At 61.0% G+C, this 14,325-nt stretch carries 16 protein-coding genes; 15 read left to right on the top strand and 1 reads right to left on the bottom strand.

The window, feature by feature from the left end:
• The first annotated feature begins 42 nt into the window (after nucleotides 1–42).
• From B5526_RS02800 to B5526_RS02745, 12 genes are all read left to right on the top strand, one after another.
• Nucleotides 43–2,448 carry an ATP-binding protein gene (locus B5526_RS02800; protein ID WP_079544641.1) on the top strand — a complete coding sequence of 802 codons (2,406 nt, stop codon included), beginning with the start codon at nucleotides 43–45 and terminating at the stop codon, nucleotides 2,446–2,448.
• A 150-nt stretch (nucleotides 2,449–2,598) separates the two neighbouring features.
• Nucleotides 2,599–3,492, top strand: a complete 894-nt coding sequence (locus B5526_RS39675) for a sensor histidine kinase (RefSeq protein ID WP_154071097.1) — start codon at nucleotides 2,599–2,601, stop codon at nucleotides 3,490–3,492.
• A 183-nt stretch (nucleotides 3,493–3,675) separates the two neighbouring features.
• Complete coding sequence (locus B5526_RS02790) at nucleotides 3,676–4,251, top strand: carboxymuconolactone decarboxylase family protein (RefSeq protein ID WP_079536688.1); 576 nt, start codon at nucleotides 3,676–3,678, stop codon at nucleotides 4,249–4,251.
• Between the two features lie 118 nt (nucleotides 4,252–4,369).
• Nucleotides 4,370–4,927 carry a YkgB family protein gene (locus B5526_RS02785; RefSeq protein WP_079536686.1) on the top strand — a complete coding sequence of 186 codons (558 nt, stop codon included), beginning with the start codon at nucleotides 4,370–4,372 and terminating at the stop codon, nucleotides 4,925–4,927.
• Between the two features lie 242 nt (nucleotides 4,928–5,169).
• A complete protein-coding gene (locus B5526_RS02780) occupies nucleotides 5,170–5,874 on the top strand; it encodes a glutathione binding-like protein (protein WP_079536685.1) in 705 nt (234 codons plus the stop codon).
• Nucleotides 5,875–6,022: 148 nt separating this feature from the next.
• Nucleotides 6,023–6,493: a 2,4'-dihydroxyacetophenone dioxygenase family protein gene (locus B5526_RS02775; protein ID WP_079544640.1), complete on the top strand. Its 471-nt coding sequence runs from the start codon at nucleotides 6,023–6,025 to the stop codon at nucleotides 6,491–6,493.
• Entirely contained in the window at nucleotides 6,490–7,329 is an 840-nt protein-coding gene (locus B5526_RS02770; RefSeq protein WP_079536683.1) for an alpha/beta fold hydrolase, read from the top strand. Before B5526_RS02775 ends, B5526_RS02770 begins: the two co-directional genes overlap by 4 nt.
• Nucleotides 7,326–8,267 (top strand): D-2-hydroxyacid dehydrogenase family protein, encoded by a 942-nt coding sequence (locus tag B5526_RS02765; protein ID WP_079536681.1) that lies wholly within the window; start codon nucleotides 7,326–7,328, stop codon nucleotides 8,265–8,267. The genes B5526_RS02770 and B5526_RS02765 overlap by 4 nt, the downstream gene beginning before the upstream one ends.
• 46 nt (nucleotides 8,268–8,313) lie before the next feature.
• Complete coding sequence (locus tag B5526_RS02760) at nucleotides 8,314–9,429, top strand: SDR family oxidoreductase (RefSeq protein ID WP_197688406.1); 1,116 nt, start codon at nucleotides 8,314–8,316, stop codon at nucleotides 9,427–9,429.
• A 95-nt stretch (nucleotides 9,430–9,524) separates the two neighbouring features.
• Nucleotides 9,525–10,358 (top strand): hypothetical protein, encoded by an 834-nt coding sequence (locus B5526_RS02755; RefSeq protein WP_079536678.1) that lies wholly within the window; start codon nucleotides 9,525–9,527, stop codon nucleotides 10,356–10,358.
• Nucleotides 10,359–10,384: 26 nt separating this feature from the next.
• A complete protein-coding gene (locus B5526_RS02750; protein ID WP_079536676.1) occupies nucleotides 10,385–11,323 on the top strand; it encodes an alpha/beta fold hydrolase in 939 nt (312 codons plus the stop codon).
• The gene (locus B5526_RS02745) at nucleotides 11,320–11,715 is read left to right on the top strand and encodes a hypothetical protein (RefSeq protein ID WP_079536674.1); all 396 of its coding nucleotides are present in this window, start codon (nucleotides 11,320–11,322) and stop codon (nucleotides 11,713–11,715) included. The genes B5526_RS02750 and B5526_RS02745 overlap by 4 nt, the downstream gene beginning before the upstream one ends.
• A 25-nt stretch (nucleotides 11,716–11,740) precedes the next feature.
• Here the strand turns inward: B5526_RS02745 and B5526_RS37350 are convergent, their stop codons facing one another.
• A complete protein-coding gene (locus B5526_RS37350; RefSeq protein ID WP_154071096.1) occupies nucleotides 11,741–11,974 on the bottom strand; it encodes a hypothetical protein in 234 nt (77 codons plus the stop codon).
• Between the two features lie 126 nt (nucleotides 11,975–12,100).
• Here B5526_RS37350 and B5526_RS02740 point away from each other — a divergent pair, with 126 nt between their 5' ends.
• The 3 genes from B5526_RS02740 (at nucleotide 12,101) to B5526_RS02730 (ending at nucleotide 14,220) form a co-directional block, all read left to right on the top strand.
• On the top strand, nucleotides 12,101–12,982 hold the full coding sequence (locus B5526_RS02740) for a LysR family transcriptional regulator (protein ID WP_079536673.1): 882 nt from the start codon (nucleotides 12,101–12,103) through the stop codon (nucleotides 12,980–12,982).
• Nucleotides 12,983–13,138: 156 nt separating this feature from the next.
• Entirely contained in the window at nucleotides 13,139–13,414 is a 276-nt protein-coding gene (locus B5526_RS02735) for a hypothetical protein (RefSeq protein ID WP_079536671.1), read from the top strand.
• Between the two features lie 131 nt (nucleotides 13,415–13,545).
• On the top strand, nucleotides 13,546–14,220 hold the full coding sequence (locus tag B5526_RS02730; protein ID WP_079536670.1) for a peroxiredoxin-like family protein: 675 nt from the start codon (nucleotides 13,546–13,548) through the stop codon (nucleotides 14,218–14,220).
• The last annotated feature ends 105 nt before the right edge of the window (nucleotides 14,221–14,325 follow it).

The raw sequence follows: 14,325 nt of genomic DNA, 5'->3' as shown, positions 1-14,325 counted from the left end.
GAGCCGGCAGGAAGCTTGAGCGCTCGCATCGAGAATCGTCCCATGAGCGGCTTTGAGCAACTCGGGAAAATAGCGACGAATTCGGGCGGGCTGTTGCAGCGGACCGTTAGCGATCTTCGCACCTTGCAGGCAAGTACGCTGTTGGTACCGGAGTCGCTATCGACGGAAAAGCGGACCACGAACTACCGCTACCTGATTGCGCTTTGGCTCGTTGGCGGTGCCATGATCGCGCTGGTGACCTGGGTCGGCTTTGAACTCGACCTCAAGCCAAGGGTCGTTGTCCCGATCTACTTGATTGTAATCGTTCTGCTCTCTCTGCTGGACAGCTTCATTTCGTCAGTCATCTTCTCGTTGATGGTCGCCGGCTGTCTCGACTATTTCTTCTTCGAGCCGATTTTCTCGTTTCAGATGTGGGACGTGCAAGATTGGCTCACTCTGATCGCATTTTTTTTCACTTCGCTCGCAATCACGGGGTTGGTAAGGCGGGTCCGCCAGTTCGGCGAAGTGCAAAGCCAACAGGCGCGGCTTCTCGATCTCACCCACGACGCCGTATTCGTCAAAGACGTGAACAATGTGGTTCGATACTGGAATCGGGGCGCCGAAGAGCTTTATGGTTGGAAACGAGGCGAGGCGGCCGGCAAGATCACCCATGATCTGCTAAAAACGGTCTTTCCGGCTCCGCTCATTGACATCGATCAAATCTTGTCACGCACCGGCCGCTGGGAAGGCGAACTTGTCCACACGACGCGTACGGGCGAACGAGTTACTGTTGAAAGCCGGTGGTCCCTGCAGAGGGACGCGGAGGGAAAACCGATCGGTACGCTGGAGAGCAATACCGATATCACCGAGCGCAAGCGGGCCGAAACCGCGCTGCGGCGAATGCAGGAAACCTTCCTCGCCGAAGCACAAAACCTGAGCCACACCGGCAGCTTCGGCTGGAATGTGTCGAGCGGCGAGATTTTTTGGTCCGACCAATGCTACAAGATTCTTGGGTACGACCCCGCGAGCAAGCCCTCCATCCAGATGGTGCTCGATCGCGTCCACCCCGATGATATTGCGGCCGTCGGACGGGCCGTCGAGCATGCTGCGGAGGAGAAACAGGACTACGATTTTGAGCACCGGCTGTTGATGCCTGACGGCTTGGTCAAGCATCTTCATGTCGTTGCGCACCTTGTTAAAGATGAGCGCCGCGGGTTTCAGTTCATGGGCGCAGTCATGGATGTAACCGAGCGCAAGGCTGCCTATGCGGCGTTGGAGCAGAGCGAGCAACAATACCGCAGACTGTTTGATCACATGCCTATTTCGCTTTGGCAGGTCAATGTCCGCGGATTGCTCGAAATGTTCAAGGACGTGGCAGGCGCGGGCGTGGTCGACTTTCCTGCCTATCTCGATGCTCATCCCGAGTTCGTGCCGAACGCGATCGAAGTCATGGTGGTCGAGGAAGTTAATGGCATTACCGTAAAGATGTTCGGCGCCAAGGATCGGCGCGAGCTGCTCGGGCCTGCGACGCACTTCTGGCAAGCGCGACCGGACACGATCCGCCGGACGCTGGAAAGCCGTTTCCGCGGCGAGACGACATACGAGGAAAAAACGCAGGTCAATACGCTGGACGGGCGCGTGATCGACGTGCTCTTCACGGCCACGCGGACTGACGTCGGCGTCAATCTCATTGCGCTCGTTGATCTGACCGATCTTGCCCGGGCTCAGGAGGAACTCCAACAGATCCAGGCGAAGTTTGCGCATGCTGCACGAGTTTCAACGTTGGGAGAGCTAACTGCTTCGATCGCCCACGAAATCAATCAACCCCTTGGCGCCATTGGCGCCAGTGCTGATGCGGGACTACGCTGGCTTAATCGGCCAGCGCCCGATCTCGACGAAGTGCGCTCGTCGCTTGAGCGGATGAATGCCGACGCGCGGCGCGCATCGGAAATCATCGCCAGGATCCGCTCGATGGCCGCCCGGCGGCCACCAGAGCGCGTGTTGGTGTCAATTGACGATCTGATCAGCGAGGTGTTGCAGTTTCTGCGGCACGAAGCGCAATCCCGTCGCGTGACGGTGTCGTACCATAGTGCGGCCGCGGGTCCGAAAGTGCTCGCCGACCGCACCCAACTGCAACAGGTTGTCGTCAATCTGGTGGTCAATGCATTGCAGGCGATAGCACAGGCGTCTGCCATCGACCGTAAAATAGCTATTTCCACGGAAGCGGTTGATGCCGCAACCATACGCTGTACCGTCGAGAACAGCGGCCCTGGTATCAAGCCGGAGCATCTTTCCCGCCTGTTCGACAGTTTCTTCACGACAAAGGAGGGGGGCATGGGCATGGGCTTGTCGATCTGCCGGTCGATCGTTGAAGCGCATGGTGGCCGGATCGGCGCGGACAACAACACGATCCACGGCGGCGCCAGGTTCTGGTTCGAGCTTCCCGCTACGGATGCTGCTCAAACTTAACTGCCGTCACCACTTTGAATCGCCTGGCTCAGCCGATCGGCTAGATCTTTGATACCAAGGTGTTACCCCGACATTCGCTTGGGCAATAGGCCAAAAGCCACCGGCTGGATAATCCTCCTCACCAGCACGGACTTCAATCGTGGGTGGAGGATGGTTATGACCGAGCAAGTTTTTGCGGGTTTTGGAGATCGAAGCGGCGCTTTCCAGTCAGGTGACGACCATATCGGAACGGAAGAACGCAACGAGAGTTTCCGGGCAACAGCTGGCGCGACGCGACCGGTATCTTGGAACATGACGGCCTCTGCTAGGCCGCACAGAGTCTCGAACTTCGAGGCGGTGCTGCTCGCCATAGCCGGACACGATCTCCGGCAGCCACTCCAGGTCATTCAAAGCGCTCACGAACTCCTTGGGCTTGGAATCCGAACGAGCTCCGAACTGCGATGTTTGCGGTCCGGTCAAAGGGCGATCGACCGGCTTAGGGAGCAACTGGAGCAGATCCTGACTGCGCTGCGCGTCCGAGAACGTACACGGCGTCTCGAGCTCACGCCGGTACGCGTCCATCAGGTCTTGCGGCAGGCTTGCCGGGAGAACGAACAGGCTGCGCTGAGCAAGGGCATAGGCATCCACATGGTTTCCAGCGACGCCTCGATACTGAGTGACAGCCTGCTCCTCGGCGCCGCCCTGCGCAATCTGGTCAGCAATGCAATCAAGTACACACAGCCCGGAGGTCGCATCCTTCTTGGTTGCAGGCACTTCGGTTCGAGTATCCGGATCGATGTGTATGACACGGGCATTGGAATCCCTGGCGAACAAATGCCGAAGATCTTCGAGGCTTTCACCCGGCTTGATGCCGCACGATGTGACGGTTTGGGCATCGGGCTCTTCATCGTGCGCCAAGCGATCGGAATTCTGGGCCACCGCATCGACGTCGCCTCTACTCCCTGCCGCGGGTCTCGCTTTTCCATTTTCGTCGCGCGCGCGGGACGAAGCAGAGACCGAAAGAGGACAAGCACCGCGCAAGAAGAGAAAAGGGCGCGCAATTAGGAAAATTATCATGGGCAGCCCCGACACAATCGGTTCCGGTCAACGGGATTGGCAGCTCATTTGCGCAAAGAGGTTCCCATTCCTCATCGGAATGAATCATATCGCCAGATCGCGTCTGCCGCCGCGCCGGGGAATGGGTGATGGTGCGGCCACATCGTTTGCTGCTCAAGAAGGGAGAGAGAAATGATCAACGGATTCACGCTTCACGAGACTACCACCGCGCCGGCAGCCTCTGCCGAGATACTAAACAGCATCCAGAAGGGCTGGGGCTTCGTGCCCAACCTGCACCGCATCCTCGCCGAGAGTCCGGCGGCGCTCGAGGCCTACAGCACGCTCTGGGGCATTGCCGAGAAGACGGGTTTCACGCCGCAGGAGCGCAACATCGTCTATCTCGCGATCATCTACGAGAACGAGTGCACCTATTGCATGGCGGGTCACACCAACCTCTCGCGCATGGCGAAGGTTGACAATGCGGCGATCGCGGCCGTCCGCGAAGGCCGTCCCATCGCCGACGCGAAGCTCGAGGCGCTGCGCCAGTTCGCCGCAAAAGTCACTCGCCAGCGCGGCGTGGTGAGCCAGGCCGACGTCGCTGCCTTCAAGGCCGCGGGTTATGACAATCGCGCGGTGCTCGACGTCCTCGTTCTCGCCGCGACCAAGCTGATCTCCAACTATACCAACCACCTTGCCGAGACACCGAACGATTCCTTCATGAAGGGCGCCGAGTGGACTCCGCCCGGCAAGCTCAAGCCCGCCGCCTAAGCGGCGTCAGAAAAGCCGCCCTCGCTTCGCGGGGGCGGCGTGGTCCGACACTGAAATCGACTTCCCGCGGTCGCGTGAAGCGACTGCATGTCGACGCTTGACATAAGGAGTTACAACAATGAACGCGATTTTCAATAAGGCAATCAGTCCATTCGTCCTGATCATGCGCCGGTCCGGCCTGCTCACCGAGGATCTCGACTACCATCTGGTCCGCGCATCGATGGTGATCATGTTTTTCTTCTTCGGTTACCAGAAATGGTGGCCATATGAGGCGGAGCGGCTCGTGCCCTTCATCAGCAACGGTCCGCTGATATGGTGGCTCTACCCCGTGTTCGGCCATCAGGGTGCAAGCTGGTTTCTCGGTGTTTCCGAATGGACGTTCGGCGCTCTACTACTTGCAGGGTTCTGGGACAAGCGGCTCGGAATTCTGGGTGCCGCCGGTTCGACCGCGACTTTCATCGCGACGGTCACGATAATTCCTTTCATGCCTGACGGTTGGGATCCTGCGGCCGGATTTCCGGCGATGACCGGCAACGTCCCGTTCCTGATGAAGGATGTCGTGCTGCTGGCCGTCTCGTTCTATCTGTTGAAGCAGGACGTGGTGCGCGTCACCCAACATGAACCGGCCGTACGGCGCTCGAAGACCGCGGGTCTCGTTCATTCCGGACAGGAATGAATGATATTGCCCAGGGCGACTGCCGCCGGCGCCGGCGGATGCGCAAGTTTGTCACCGCCACTTCATTCGAGGGAGACGAGAGATGATCGCGCAGACGCCACTTGATCCGTTCATGAAGGGCGCGGAGTGGAGCGCCGGGGAAGCTGAAGCGCGCCGCCTGACCGCGACCGAGGCCGCACCTTGCCACCGGCAGGGGCAGGGCCCGCGGCCTCGCACTTGGCGGACAAGCAGAGGAGACGGAAATGATCGACCTTTACTACTGGCCTACGCCGAACGGTCACAAGATCACGATGTTCCTGGAGGAAGCGGGACTGGACTACACGATCCACCCGGTCGACATCAGCGCCGGCGATCAGTTCAAGCCCGACTTTCTCGCCATCTCGCCGAACAACCGCATGCCGGTGATCATCGATACCGTACCGTCCGACGGCGGCGAACCGATCAGCGTGTTCGAGTCGGGCGCCATCCTGTTGTACCTCGCCGACAAGACCGGCCGCTTCCTGCCGAAGAACGTCCGCGGCCGCAAGACCGCGACGGAATGGCTGTTCTGGCAGGTGGGCGGGCTAGGGCCGATGGCCGGACAGAACCACCATTTCGGCATCTACGCGCCAAGCAAAATTCCTTACGCGATCGACCGCTACGTGAAGGAGACGAACCGTCTGTACGGCGTGCTCGATCATCATCTCGAAAACCGCACGTTCGTCGCCGGCGACGAGTACAGCATCGCCGACATGGCTTCCTATCCCTGGATCGTTCCCTGGAAGCGCCAGCAGCAGAATCTGGATGATTTCCCGAACCTGCGGCGCTGGTTCGACACGGTGCGCGAGCGCCCCGGGACGCAGCGGGCGTATGCCAGAGGCGAGCCGTACTCGAGCCGTCCCGCCGTCACCGAGGAAGGGAAGAAGATCCTGTTCGGACAGACCGGCGCAAGAGTGCCGGCAGTCTGACGACAACGAGCCGCAAATCGCCCGACGTCCCATTTGTGTGTTGGAGGTCAAAATGACAACGAAGTCTTCATCGGAGCAACAGCAGGCGCCTGCGCGCCGGTCCATCGACCAGAGCAAGATCGCCTACCAGAAACCCCAGCCCGCAGGCATGGTGCCGGATGTGTTCGTCGGCTCCGCGCTGGAACTTGACGGGGACGAACGCGAATGGGTGCCGCAGTCGCCGACCGTTGCCTTCAGGCCGCTCGTCCTGAATGTGAGCCAGGGCTACTATATCAACATCCTCAGGGTCCGGTCCTCGGGCGTGCTGTCGCGTCACCGCCATTCCGGACCGGTGCACGCCTTCACGCTGCGCGGAAGATGGCGCTACCTCGAGCATGACTGGATCGCGACGCCTGGTGACTACGCATTCGAGCCGCCCGGCGAGACGCACACGCTCGTCGTTCCGGACGACGTGAAGGAAATGGCCACGCTCTTTCACGTGACGGGTGGATACACCTATGTCGATCCCTACGGCGAGGCGCTCGGATACGAAGATGTTTTCACCAAGCTCGAGCACGCGACCAGCCACTATGAAGCCGTCGGGCTCGGCAAGGAACATGTGAAGAGGATCGTCCGATGACGAGGCGCGAGACCCTCGACGTAGGCGGCGTTCCGATCAGCTATCTGACCGCCGGCAAGGGCGGTTCCCTGGTGCTCCTGCTTCATGGCACCTATTGGAGCCGCGTCTGGCAGCCCGTGCTCGACGGCATCGCCGCGGCGGGCCTTCGCCCGGTGGCGGTCGATTTCCCCGGCTTCGGCCGCTCCGGAGGCGAACTCACCCTGAGCGAGGCTTCGGTCCCGCGTCTCTCCGCCTGGCTCGTGCGTTTCCTCGAAGCGCTCGGGCATGAGGGGCCGGTCATGGTCGCCGGCCATGACATTGGCGGAGGGGTGGCGCAGCATCTGGCGCTCGCAGGAACCGTGGAGGTGCCGCGCGTGGCCGTGGTGAACGGCATCATGTACGACTCCTGGCCGGTGCCCGGCGTTGCCCGCTTCCGGGATCCGGCAGTGGCCGCCGCGACGACGCGGGACGATGTACTGGCCGCGCGCCGCGTGTCCGTCGTAAAGGCGCTCGGGCGTCCGGCAAGCGAAGCCGAGATCGCCGAATATCTCGATCCCTGGACAGACCCGAGGGTTGCCCGCTCCTGGTTGGCGCTCGCGGGCGCCGCGGACCACCGCCACACCATGGAGATGCTGCCGGCTCTTCTGCAGTCAAAGACGCCCAAGCTTCTGGTGTGGGGCGAGGACGACCCATTTCAGACAATCGACTATGCCGAACGCTATGCGCGCGAGATTCCGGACACGAGGCTCGTCCGGATCAAGTCGGCAGGACACATTCCGATGGAAAACGATCCCAAAGCTGTGGCGGGAGCTCTGGGCGGGTTCTTTACCGGCAAGCAGAAGGAGGGGGTCCAATGAAAGTTGCGATCCTCGACGACTACCAGAACGTTGCGCTGCGGCTTGCCGACTGGTCGGCCGTCCGGCGGCACGCCGAGATCACCGTATTCAACGATCATATCGCCGATCCCTCGGGAGTGGTCGAGCGCCTGCGCCCGTTCGACGCAATATGCGTCATGCGCGAACGCACGCCGCTTACGGGGGAGATCCTGCAGCGGCTCCCGAACCTCAAGCTGATAGCGTCGACCGGACCGCGAAACGCCTCCATCAACAGCCAGACCGCGACCGATCTCGGCATCGCGGTCACAGCGACCGGCTATGACTCCACACCCACCATCGAGTTCACCTGGTCGCTGATTCTGGCCAGCATACGAGGCATCGACCGGGAAGCCGCTTCGCTCAAGGCCGGGGGATGGCAAACAAGCCTCGGCTCAAACCTGAGAGGTAGGAGCCTGGGCGTCGTCGGGCTGGGTAACATCGGAAGAGACGTGGCGCGCATCGCCCTCGCGTTCGGCATGAAGGTGATCGCCTGGAGCCAGAACCTCACTGAGGAGAAAGCCAGCGCCGCTGGTGCTACCCTCGTGGACAAGCAGACGCTGTTCCGCGAGGCCGACATCGTGACCGTCCATCTCGTCCTGAGCAGTCGTACCAAAGGGCTGATCGGGGCGCCCGAGTTCGCCCTGATGAAGCCGACGGCGAGACTCGTCAACACATCGCGTAGTCCGATCGTCGACGAGGTGGCTCTGATCGAAGCGCTGCAGACGCGCCAGATAGCCGGGGCCGCGGTCGACGTGTTCGAGGTTGAGCCGTTGGGTCTAGATCACCCCTTCCGGAAGCTGGAGAACGTCCTCGCGACGCCTCACATCGGCTACGTAACCGAAGATCTTTATCGGACCTTCTACGGCGACGCCGCTGCCAACATCGCAAAATGGCTCGAGGTTAACGCAACGGCCGCATAGGCGTCGGTGACGAGCAAACCTGCTCATCAACAGGAGTCCAAGAATCATGAGCATGAGCAACCAAGGAAAGATCGTTCGGAATAAGGTGCTGGTCACAGGTGCAAGCGGCCTGCTGGGCGTCGCCGCGATCGAGAAGTTTCTTGCCGCGGGCTGGGAGGTGGTTGGCGTCTCGCGCCGCAAGCCCGAGCTGCCGAGCGGCCGCGACGTCCAGTTTCTATCCGTCGATCTGCGGGACGAGAAAAGCTCCCGCGCCGCGTTCGAGCCGCTGACCGACATCACGCATATCGCCTACACGGCCCTGCACGAGAGGCCTGAGCTGGTCGCTGGCTGGTCGAGCAAGGAACAGATCGAGACCAACAACGCCATGCTGCGCAACGTGGTGGCGCCGATCGTGCGTACCGCCGCCAATTTCCAGCACGTCAGCATTCTGCAGGGAACGAAGATCTACGGCGTGCACCTGCACCCGATCCCAATCCCGGCCCGCGAACGTAATGTCCGCAAAGATCATCCGAACTTCTTCTTCGACCAGGAAGCCTATGTGGGTGAGATGGGTGCCAAGCATGGCTTCAATTATACGGCTCTACGTCCGCAGCTCGTCACCGGTCCCACCCCAGGCGCGTTGAACGTTATTCCGGCCATCGGAGCCTACGCGGCAATCCGCCGCGAGAAGGGTGAACCGTTCGGCTTTCCTGGCGGTCCGTCGTTCGTCTGGGAGGCCGCCGATGCAGACCTCGTCGCGGACGTGATGGTCTGGGCTGCGCAGTCGCCCCAGGCCGCGAACGAGGCGTTCAACATCACCAACGGCGACGTGTTCGAGTGGCGCAATGTGTGGCCGGCCATCGCCGAAACCCTCGGTGTCGAAACCGGGCCGGACATGCCAACGAGCGTGACAGCATACCTCGATGAAAACGCGGATATCTGGGACCGGATCGTCGCAAAGTACGATCTTCGCTCGCGGAACCTGCGGGAGCTGGTTGGCCATGGGGACCAGCATGCTGACTTCGCGTTCGCTTATGGCGCTCCGGCAGGACCTCGGGCCTTCGTGAGCACGGTCAAGCTGCGCCAGGCTGGATTCACCAAGACGATTGATACCGAGGACTCGTTCCGCAACGCACTGCAGTCTCTGATCGACCACAAGCTCCTGCCGTCAGCCGCGAAGTAGTCCGGAATCGGAAGGGAAGAGAATGGTGCCTGGATTGCAGGGCAAAGTAGCGGTGATAACAGGCGGCAGCAGCGGCCTCGGGCTCCGGGACTGACATGACCCTCCTCGTTACAAGTGCGACCGGTGCGAACGGCGCGGGTTACGGAAAAATTCTCGCTTTCGCCGATGACGGTAAGCCGATTGGCGTTTTCGGCAGCGATCCGCGCATCGTCGACCCTCGTGGGCTTGGGACCAGCCGGGTCGATGGATTGCTCTTCGTCAACAGCGGCTCCGATCGGATTCTGGCGCTCGACCGCAACGGACATGTGGTGCACGCGAGCAGAAGCATCGTCGGATTGAATCCGGGCGGCGGCAATTTTGGGCCGGACGGCAGATACTATGTCGGCCTCCGCAGCGAGCGAACGATCATGGCGTTCGCCAGAAAGCTCGACAGGGCAGGCGAATATATCTTGCCGCCCCATGTCGTTCCGTTTCCGCGCGGCTTTGCATTTGGGCATGATGGCAGGCTCTTTCTCGCCTCCGGCATCGGGCCGGGCGGCGAGGGCGATAACACCATTCTGGCGTTCGATTCCGATCGCCGGATGCTCCCATCATGGAAGGTGAGGGATCCCGATCTCAGTCCGTTGGACCTTACGATCGCGCCAAGCGGCAATATCGTCGTTAGCAGCGAGCATCCATTCGGTGCGGCAAATGCGCTGACGACGATCCGCGAATATGCTCACACTGATGGGCGTCTCGCGCGGGTGCTTGTTCCAAAAGACGGTGTGCAGTTTCAGAAGCCGCGGGGTTTGCGCTTCGGGCCGGATACCCGGCTCTATTGCGTGGCTCAAGACGAAGTCGTCGCCTTCGATTTCGAGACTGGAGATTGCCTCGGTGCAGTTGCGAGGCTGCCTCGCCTGAACGGTCAGGCCGTGATTTTCTTTCCATGAGTTGAGTGTTCCTAAGGAAAAGAGCGATGAAGCTCGATGCAGCAACGACGCCCGTGCCGCCTGGGCCCTTTGTCCACGAGGAATGGCCATACGAACCGAGATTCAAGCGTGTCAACGGCTGGCGCATGCATTACGTGGACGAGGGAGCCGGCGATCCCGTTGTTCTCTTGCACGGCAATCCTGCCTGGGGATTCCTCTATCGGAAATTCGTGAAGCCGCTGACGGCTGCAGGCCGGCGCGTGATTGTCCCCGACATGATCGGGTTCGGTCTGTCCGAGAAACCCGTCCGCGAACAGGCGCACAGTCTCGACGGCCACATCTCAAATCTGACAAGCCTGTTGCGGCAGCTCGATGTTCGTAACGCCACCATGGTTTGTCATGATTGGGGCGGTCCGACCGGTCTCGGCTTTGCACTTTCCAATCCTGACCGCGTCCGTGCGCTCGTGATCATGAGTACCTGGGCCTGGCCGCTTCCCCCCGCCGAGTTCCACAAGCGGATATTTCCCTGGCGCATGATGCACGCGCCCGTTGTCGGCCCTTTTCTTCTCGGCCGACACAATGCATTGGCCGGCCGCGGAATGTATCTGTCGGTGGTCGACAGGAAGAGATTCCGAGATGGAGCGCAGAGCGTTTATGAGGGCATCCTCCCTGATCCGGCTACCCGTCTCCTGACCTGGACTTGGCCGCGATGGATTCCACTTGATGACACCGCACGCGGCTTCCAGCGGTTTGAATGGCTCGAGCGCGAGCTCAAAAAATCGAAATTCCCGACAATGCTGGTCTGGGGAAGGGAGGACGAGGTCTTCGACCACAAGACATTCGCGACGCGCTTCAAGGAGTTGCTGCCGCACGCGGAGGGACCCGAACTCGTCGGCGGCCGTCATTTCCTTCAGGAGGATTCGGGCGCCGAGATTGCGGAGAAGATCAACAACTTCCTCGATCGAATTGATGGGAGGCAGCCATGACAAAGGTCGAAGTCATCGAAAAGCCCAGCCTCGACGGCAAAAGAGCAGCGCTCGTCCTCGCGGAAGATCGGGTCGGCCATTACCCGGAATTTCGAGAATTCTTCATTCGGCGTTTCTCGCTCGATACCAACGGGCTGTCCAAGTCTGGCTATATCCGCGGCCCTTCTGGAACGATCTATTCGCTCGTGTTCATTGGTCGCAGCGGAGAGCCCTTTCCCGACGGGCTCGAAATCTATGCGCTCGTCGACGCGCTTGACCCCCTGAATGAAGAAGACGTCGATACCGATCTCTGGGCTTTCCTGAGGTGGATGATCCTGGGCGTTGGCGGTGAATGGAAGGTTGAGGATCTCGACGCGACCGGTCGCTTGTATCAGCTCCCGTTCCTGTCCTGATGCGGCTGCGCTCGGACGTGCTCGCTCATCCTTTGCCGTGGAAGAGGCAGCGCATGAAGACCTCCAGATGCGGCGCGGCGAGCACCATCACAGTTGCGAATGCGCTGCCCGTCACAGCGTAGGCATAGAGCGCATCGGCAACGGTCAGGTTGAGCATCCGTGCCGCCCCGGCGACAACGCTCTTCGCGCGCCGCCTGGAGCGGAATGCAGATGATGGTGCCTCATAGCGGTCGGCGTAAGATTGTCTGTAGGGGGGCATCGGTCGTCTCCGTCCTGGCCCAAGCACCCGCTTCGGTCGCGACAAGACATGGCCAATTTTCCCGCGTCGTGGCAGACAGGACTTGGCAATAGCGCTCATTCCCGGGAAGAATAGGGGAGAACCACGATGGATCGCCTGGCTTCGATGGAGACCTTCATCCGCGTGGTCGAGACGGGATCCTTCTCAGGTGCAGCGCGGCAGCTTCGGGTCGGTCAACCGGCGGTTTCGAAGACGGTTGCTCAGTTGGAAAACTATCTGGGAGTGAAGCTGCTCACGCGTTCGACACGCGGACTTACGCCGACCGAAGCCGGGCTCGGCTATTTCGAACGTGCCAAGCGCGCGATCGAGGAGGCCGACGAAGCGGAACTTGCCGCACGCGGCGCCGGCACTGGGCTGAAGGGGCGATTGCGAATCTGCGCAGCCGTCACCTTTGCCAGCATCCATCTCATTCCCTTGCTGCCGAAGTTCCTCGCGCAACATCCGGACCTCGACCTGGAAGTCGTGCTTGACGACCGCCAGATCGACCTCGTGCAGGAGGGCATCGATGTAGCGCTGCGGATGGGAAAGCTACTGGATTCGGCCCTGACGGCTCGGCGCATCGGACGATGCAAGCGATTGGTCTTGGGTACGCCCGGCTACTTCGAGTGCGCCGGAACCCCGGCAACACCAGCCGATCTCAGCAAGCATCAGGCGGTGGTCTATCTGCAGGGAGAAGGCAGTGTCTGGTCGTTTCAGCGCGACAGCTCTGAAGCCGCGGTCAAGGTTCAGAGCAGATTGAAGGTGACCGCCGCCGAAGGCGTCAGAGCCGCGGTGCTCGCCCATGTCGGGTTGACCATTGCGTCGGAATGGATGTTCACCCCGGAACTGCGCTCGGGTGCGGTGTGCGCGGTGCTTTCGGAATGGAGTCTTCCGCCTCTCGATCTGTGGGCGGTGTTTCCGACCGGGCGCGCGGCGACCGCGAAGGCGCGGGCGTTTGTTGATTTCTTCGAACGTAGCTTCAACCCCTGACAACGAATTAATCGAGGCGACGCCATTTCCGGCGCAGATGAGACGAACTAGCATTTCTTCGATCCCTGCCGGCATTCAGCGTCTTGAAGCGATCAGTCAAGGTGACACCAGAAGCGGAGTTGCTCATCCCGAGCCCGCGACAGAAGGAGTGTCACCATGTCCACTCAATCAACGAAGCATTCGACGATCGTTTCCGCGGCCGTTGCCGCTGGTATTGTCCTGTTCAGCCTGCTTTCGCCGGCAATGGCGGCGTCCGATCAAAACAATCCAGCCGTTCTGACCTCGCATTCGCCCTGGCTCGCGCCGATCGGCCATCGTCAGCCTGCAAGGGCCGACGTCCCCCAGAACGAGGTTCTGTCGGCATGGGAGCGCCAGCAACAGGATCTCGATGTTGAACTCGATCGCAAGCTTGTCATCTGTCGCGGCTGTTGAAGTCATTATTCATTCCCAAGCGGAATAAAGTCTAGTCCAACAGCCTCGCTACCCTCCATGGCGGTCTCCTTTAGGTTCTTTCGCGTGAGTTCGATCCATAAGCCCACGCGAAACCCAAAGGGGAGCCGACCGTGTCGCTGCAAGCCAAACTCGATGCTTTCAAGGCCGATTTCGAAGCCTCCAAGCCGCCCTATAGCGTTCCTCGCTCCGTCATCGAAACGATGCATCGCGCCACCGCCGAGCTGATCGCCTCCGGCGCTGCGCGGCGCGCCAAGAAAGCCGGTGATGTGGCCCCATCGTTCTCGCTGAAGGATCCCGAAGGCAACATCGTCAGCTCGAACGAGCTTTTGAAGAAGCGCCCGCTGGTCCTCAGCTTCTATCGCGGCGTGTGGTGCCCCTACGGCAATATGGAACTGCAGGCGCTGGAAGCCGCCAAGCCGGCGTTCGACAAGTATGGCGCCTCCCTGCTTGCGATCTCGCCGCAGACCGCGCCGAACAGCCGCAAGTCGGTGCGTCGGAACAAGCTCACCTTCCCGATCCTGTCGGATGCGAAGGGCAAGGTCGGCGCCGCGTTCGGCTTGCGCTTCGAGCTGCCCGACTATCTGATCGAACTCTACAAGGGCCTCAAGAACGATCTGCCCACGTTCAACGACGATCCGAGCTGGACCCTGCCGATGCCGGCCCGCTACGTGATCGGCCAGGACGGCACGATCCTCTATTCCGAAGTGAACCCCGACTACACCCGCAGGCCCGAGCCCGAAGACATGATCCCGGTGCTGCAGCGGGCGGCCGCTGTCAAGGTCTGACAACGGCAAAAAGCCGGAAGCGCGACTGCGATCCCATCGCGCTTCTCAAGAGACGGCTGATGGGGCGCTACGTCCAGCGACCATCGGCCGTCGTCATCCAAACCT

The sequence above is a fragment of the Bradyrhizobium lablabi genome, assembly GCF_900141755.1.
GTDB classification, from domain to species: Bacteria; Pseudomonadota; Alphaproteobacteria; order Rhizobiales; family Xanthobacteraceae; genus Bradyrhizobium; species Bradyrhizobium lablabi_A.
The sequence above is the reverse complement of the archived record's forward strand: the minus strand, read 5'-3'. Positions and strand labels throughout refer to the sequence as shown.

Excerpts from the sequence above, each read along its gene's own strand:
- B5526_RS02790 (WP_079536688.1), top strand. The coding sequence starts at position 3,676 with ATGATCAACGGATTCACGCTTCACGAGACTACCACCGCGCCGGCAGCC.
- B5526_RS02765 (WP_079536681.1), top strand. The coding sequence starts at position 7,326 with ATGAAAGTTGCGATCCTCGACGACTACCAGAACGTTGCGCTGCGGCTT.
- B5526_RS02750 (WP_079536676.1), top strand. The coding sequence starts at position 10,385 with ATGAAGCTCGATGCAGCAACGACGCCCGTGCCGCCTGGGCCCTTTGTC.
- B5526_RS02760 (WP_197688406.1), top strand. The coding sequence starts at position 8,314 with ATGAGCATGAGCAACCAAGGAAAGATCGTTCGGAATAAGGTGCTGGTC.
- B5526_RS39675 (WP_154071097.1), top strand. The coding sequence starts at position 2,599 with ATGGTTATGACCGAGCAAGTTTTTGCGGGTTTTGGAGATCGAAGCGGC.
- B5526_RS02780 (WP_079536685.1), top strand. The coding sequence starts at position 5,170 with ATGATCGACCTTTACTACTGGCCTACGCCGAACGGTCACAAGATCACG.
- B5526_RS02800 (WP_079544641.1), top strand. The coding sequence starts at position 43 with ATGAGCGGCTTTGAGCAACTCGGGAAAATAGCGACGAATTCGGGCGGG.
- B5526_RS02770 (WP_079536683.1), top strand. The coding sequence starts at position 6,490 with ATGACGAGGCGCGAGACCCTCGACGTAGGCGGCGTTCCGATCAGCTAT.
- B5526_RS02735 (WP_079536671.1), top strand. The coding sequence starts at position 13,139 with ATGTCCACTCAATCAACGAAGCATTCGACGATCGTTTCCGCGGCCGTT.
- B5526_RS02745 (WP_079536674.1), top strand. The coding sequence starts at position 11,320 with ATGACAAAGGTCGAAGTCATCGAAAAGCCCAGCCTCGACGGCAAAAGA.
- B5526_RS02755 (WP_079536678.1), top strand. The coding sequence starts at position 9,525 with ATGACCCTCCTCGTTACAAGTGCGACCGGTGCGAACGGCGCGGGTTAC.
- B5526_RS02740 (WP_079536673.1), top strand. The coding sequence starts at position 12,101 with ATGGATCGCCTGGCTTCGATGGAGACCTTCATCCGCGTGGTCGAGACG.
- B5526_RS02775 (WP_079544640.1), top strand. The coding sequence starts at position 6,023 with ATGGTGCCGGATGTGTTCGTCGGCTCCGCGCTGGAACTTGACGGGGAC.
- B5526_RS37350 (WP_154071096.1), bottom strand. The coding sequence starts at position 11,974 with ATGCCCCCCTACAGACAATCTTACGCCGACCGCTATGAGGCACCATCA.
- B5526_RS02785 (WP_079536686.1), top strand. The coding sequence starts at position 4,370 with ATGAACGCGATTTTCAATAAGGCAATCAGTCCATTCGTCCTGATCATG.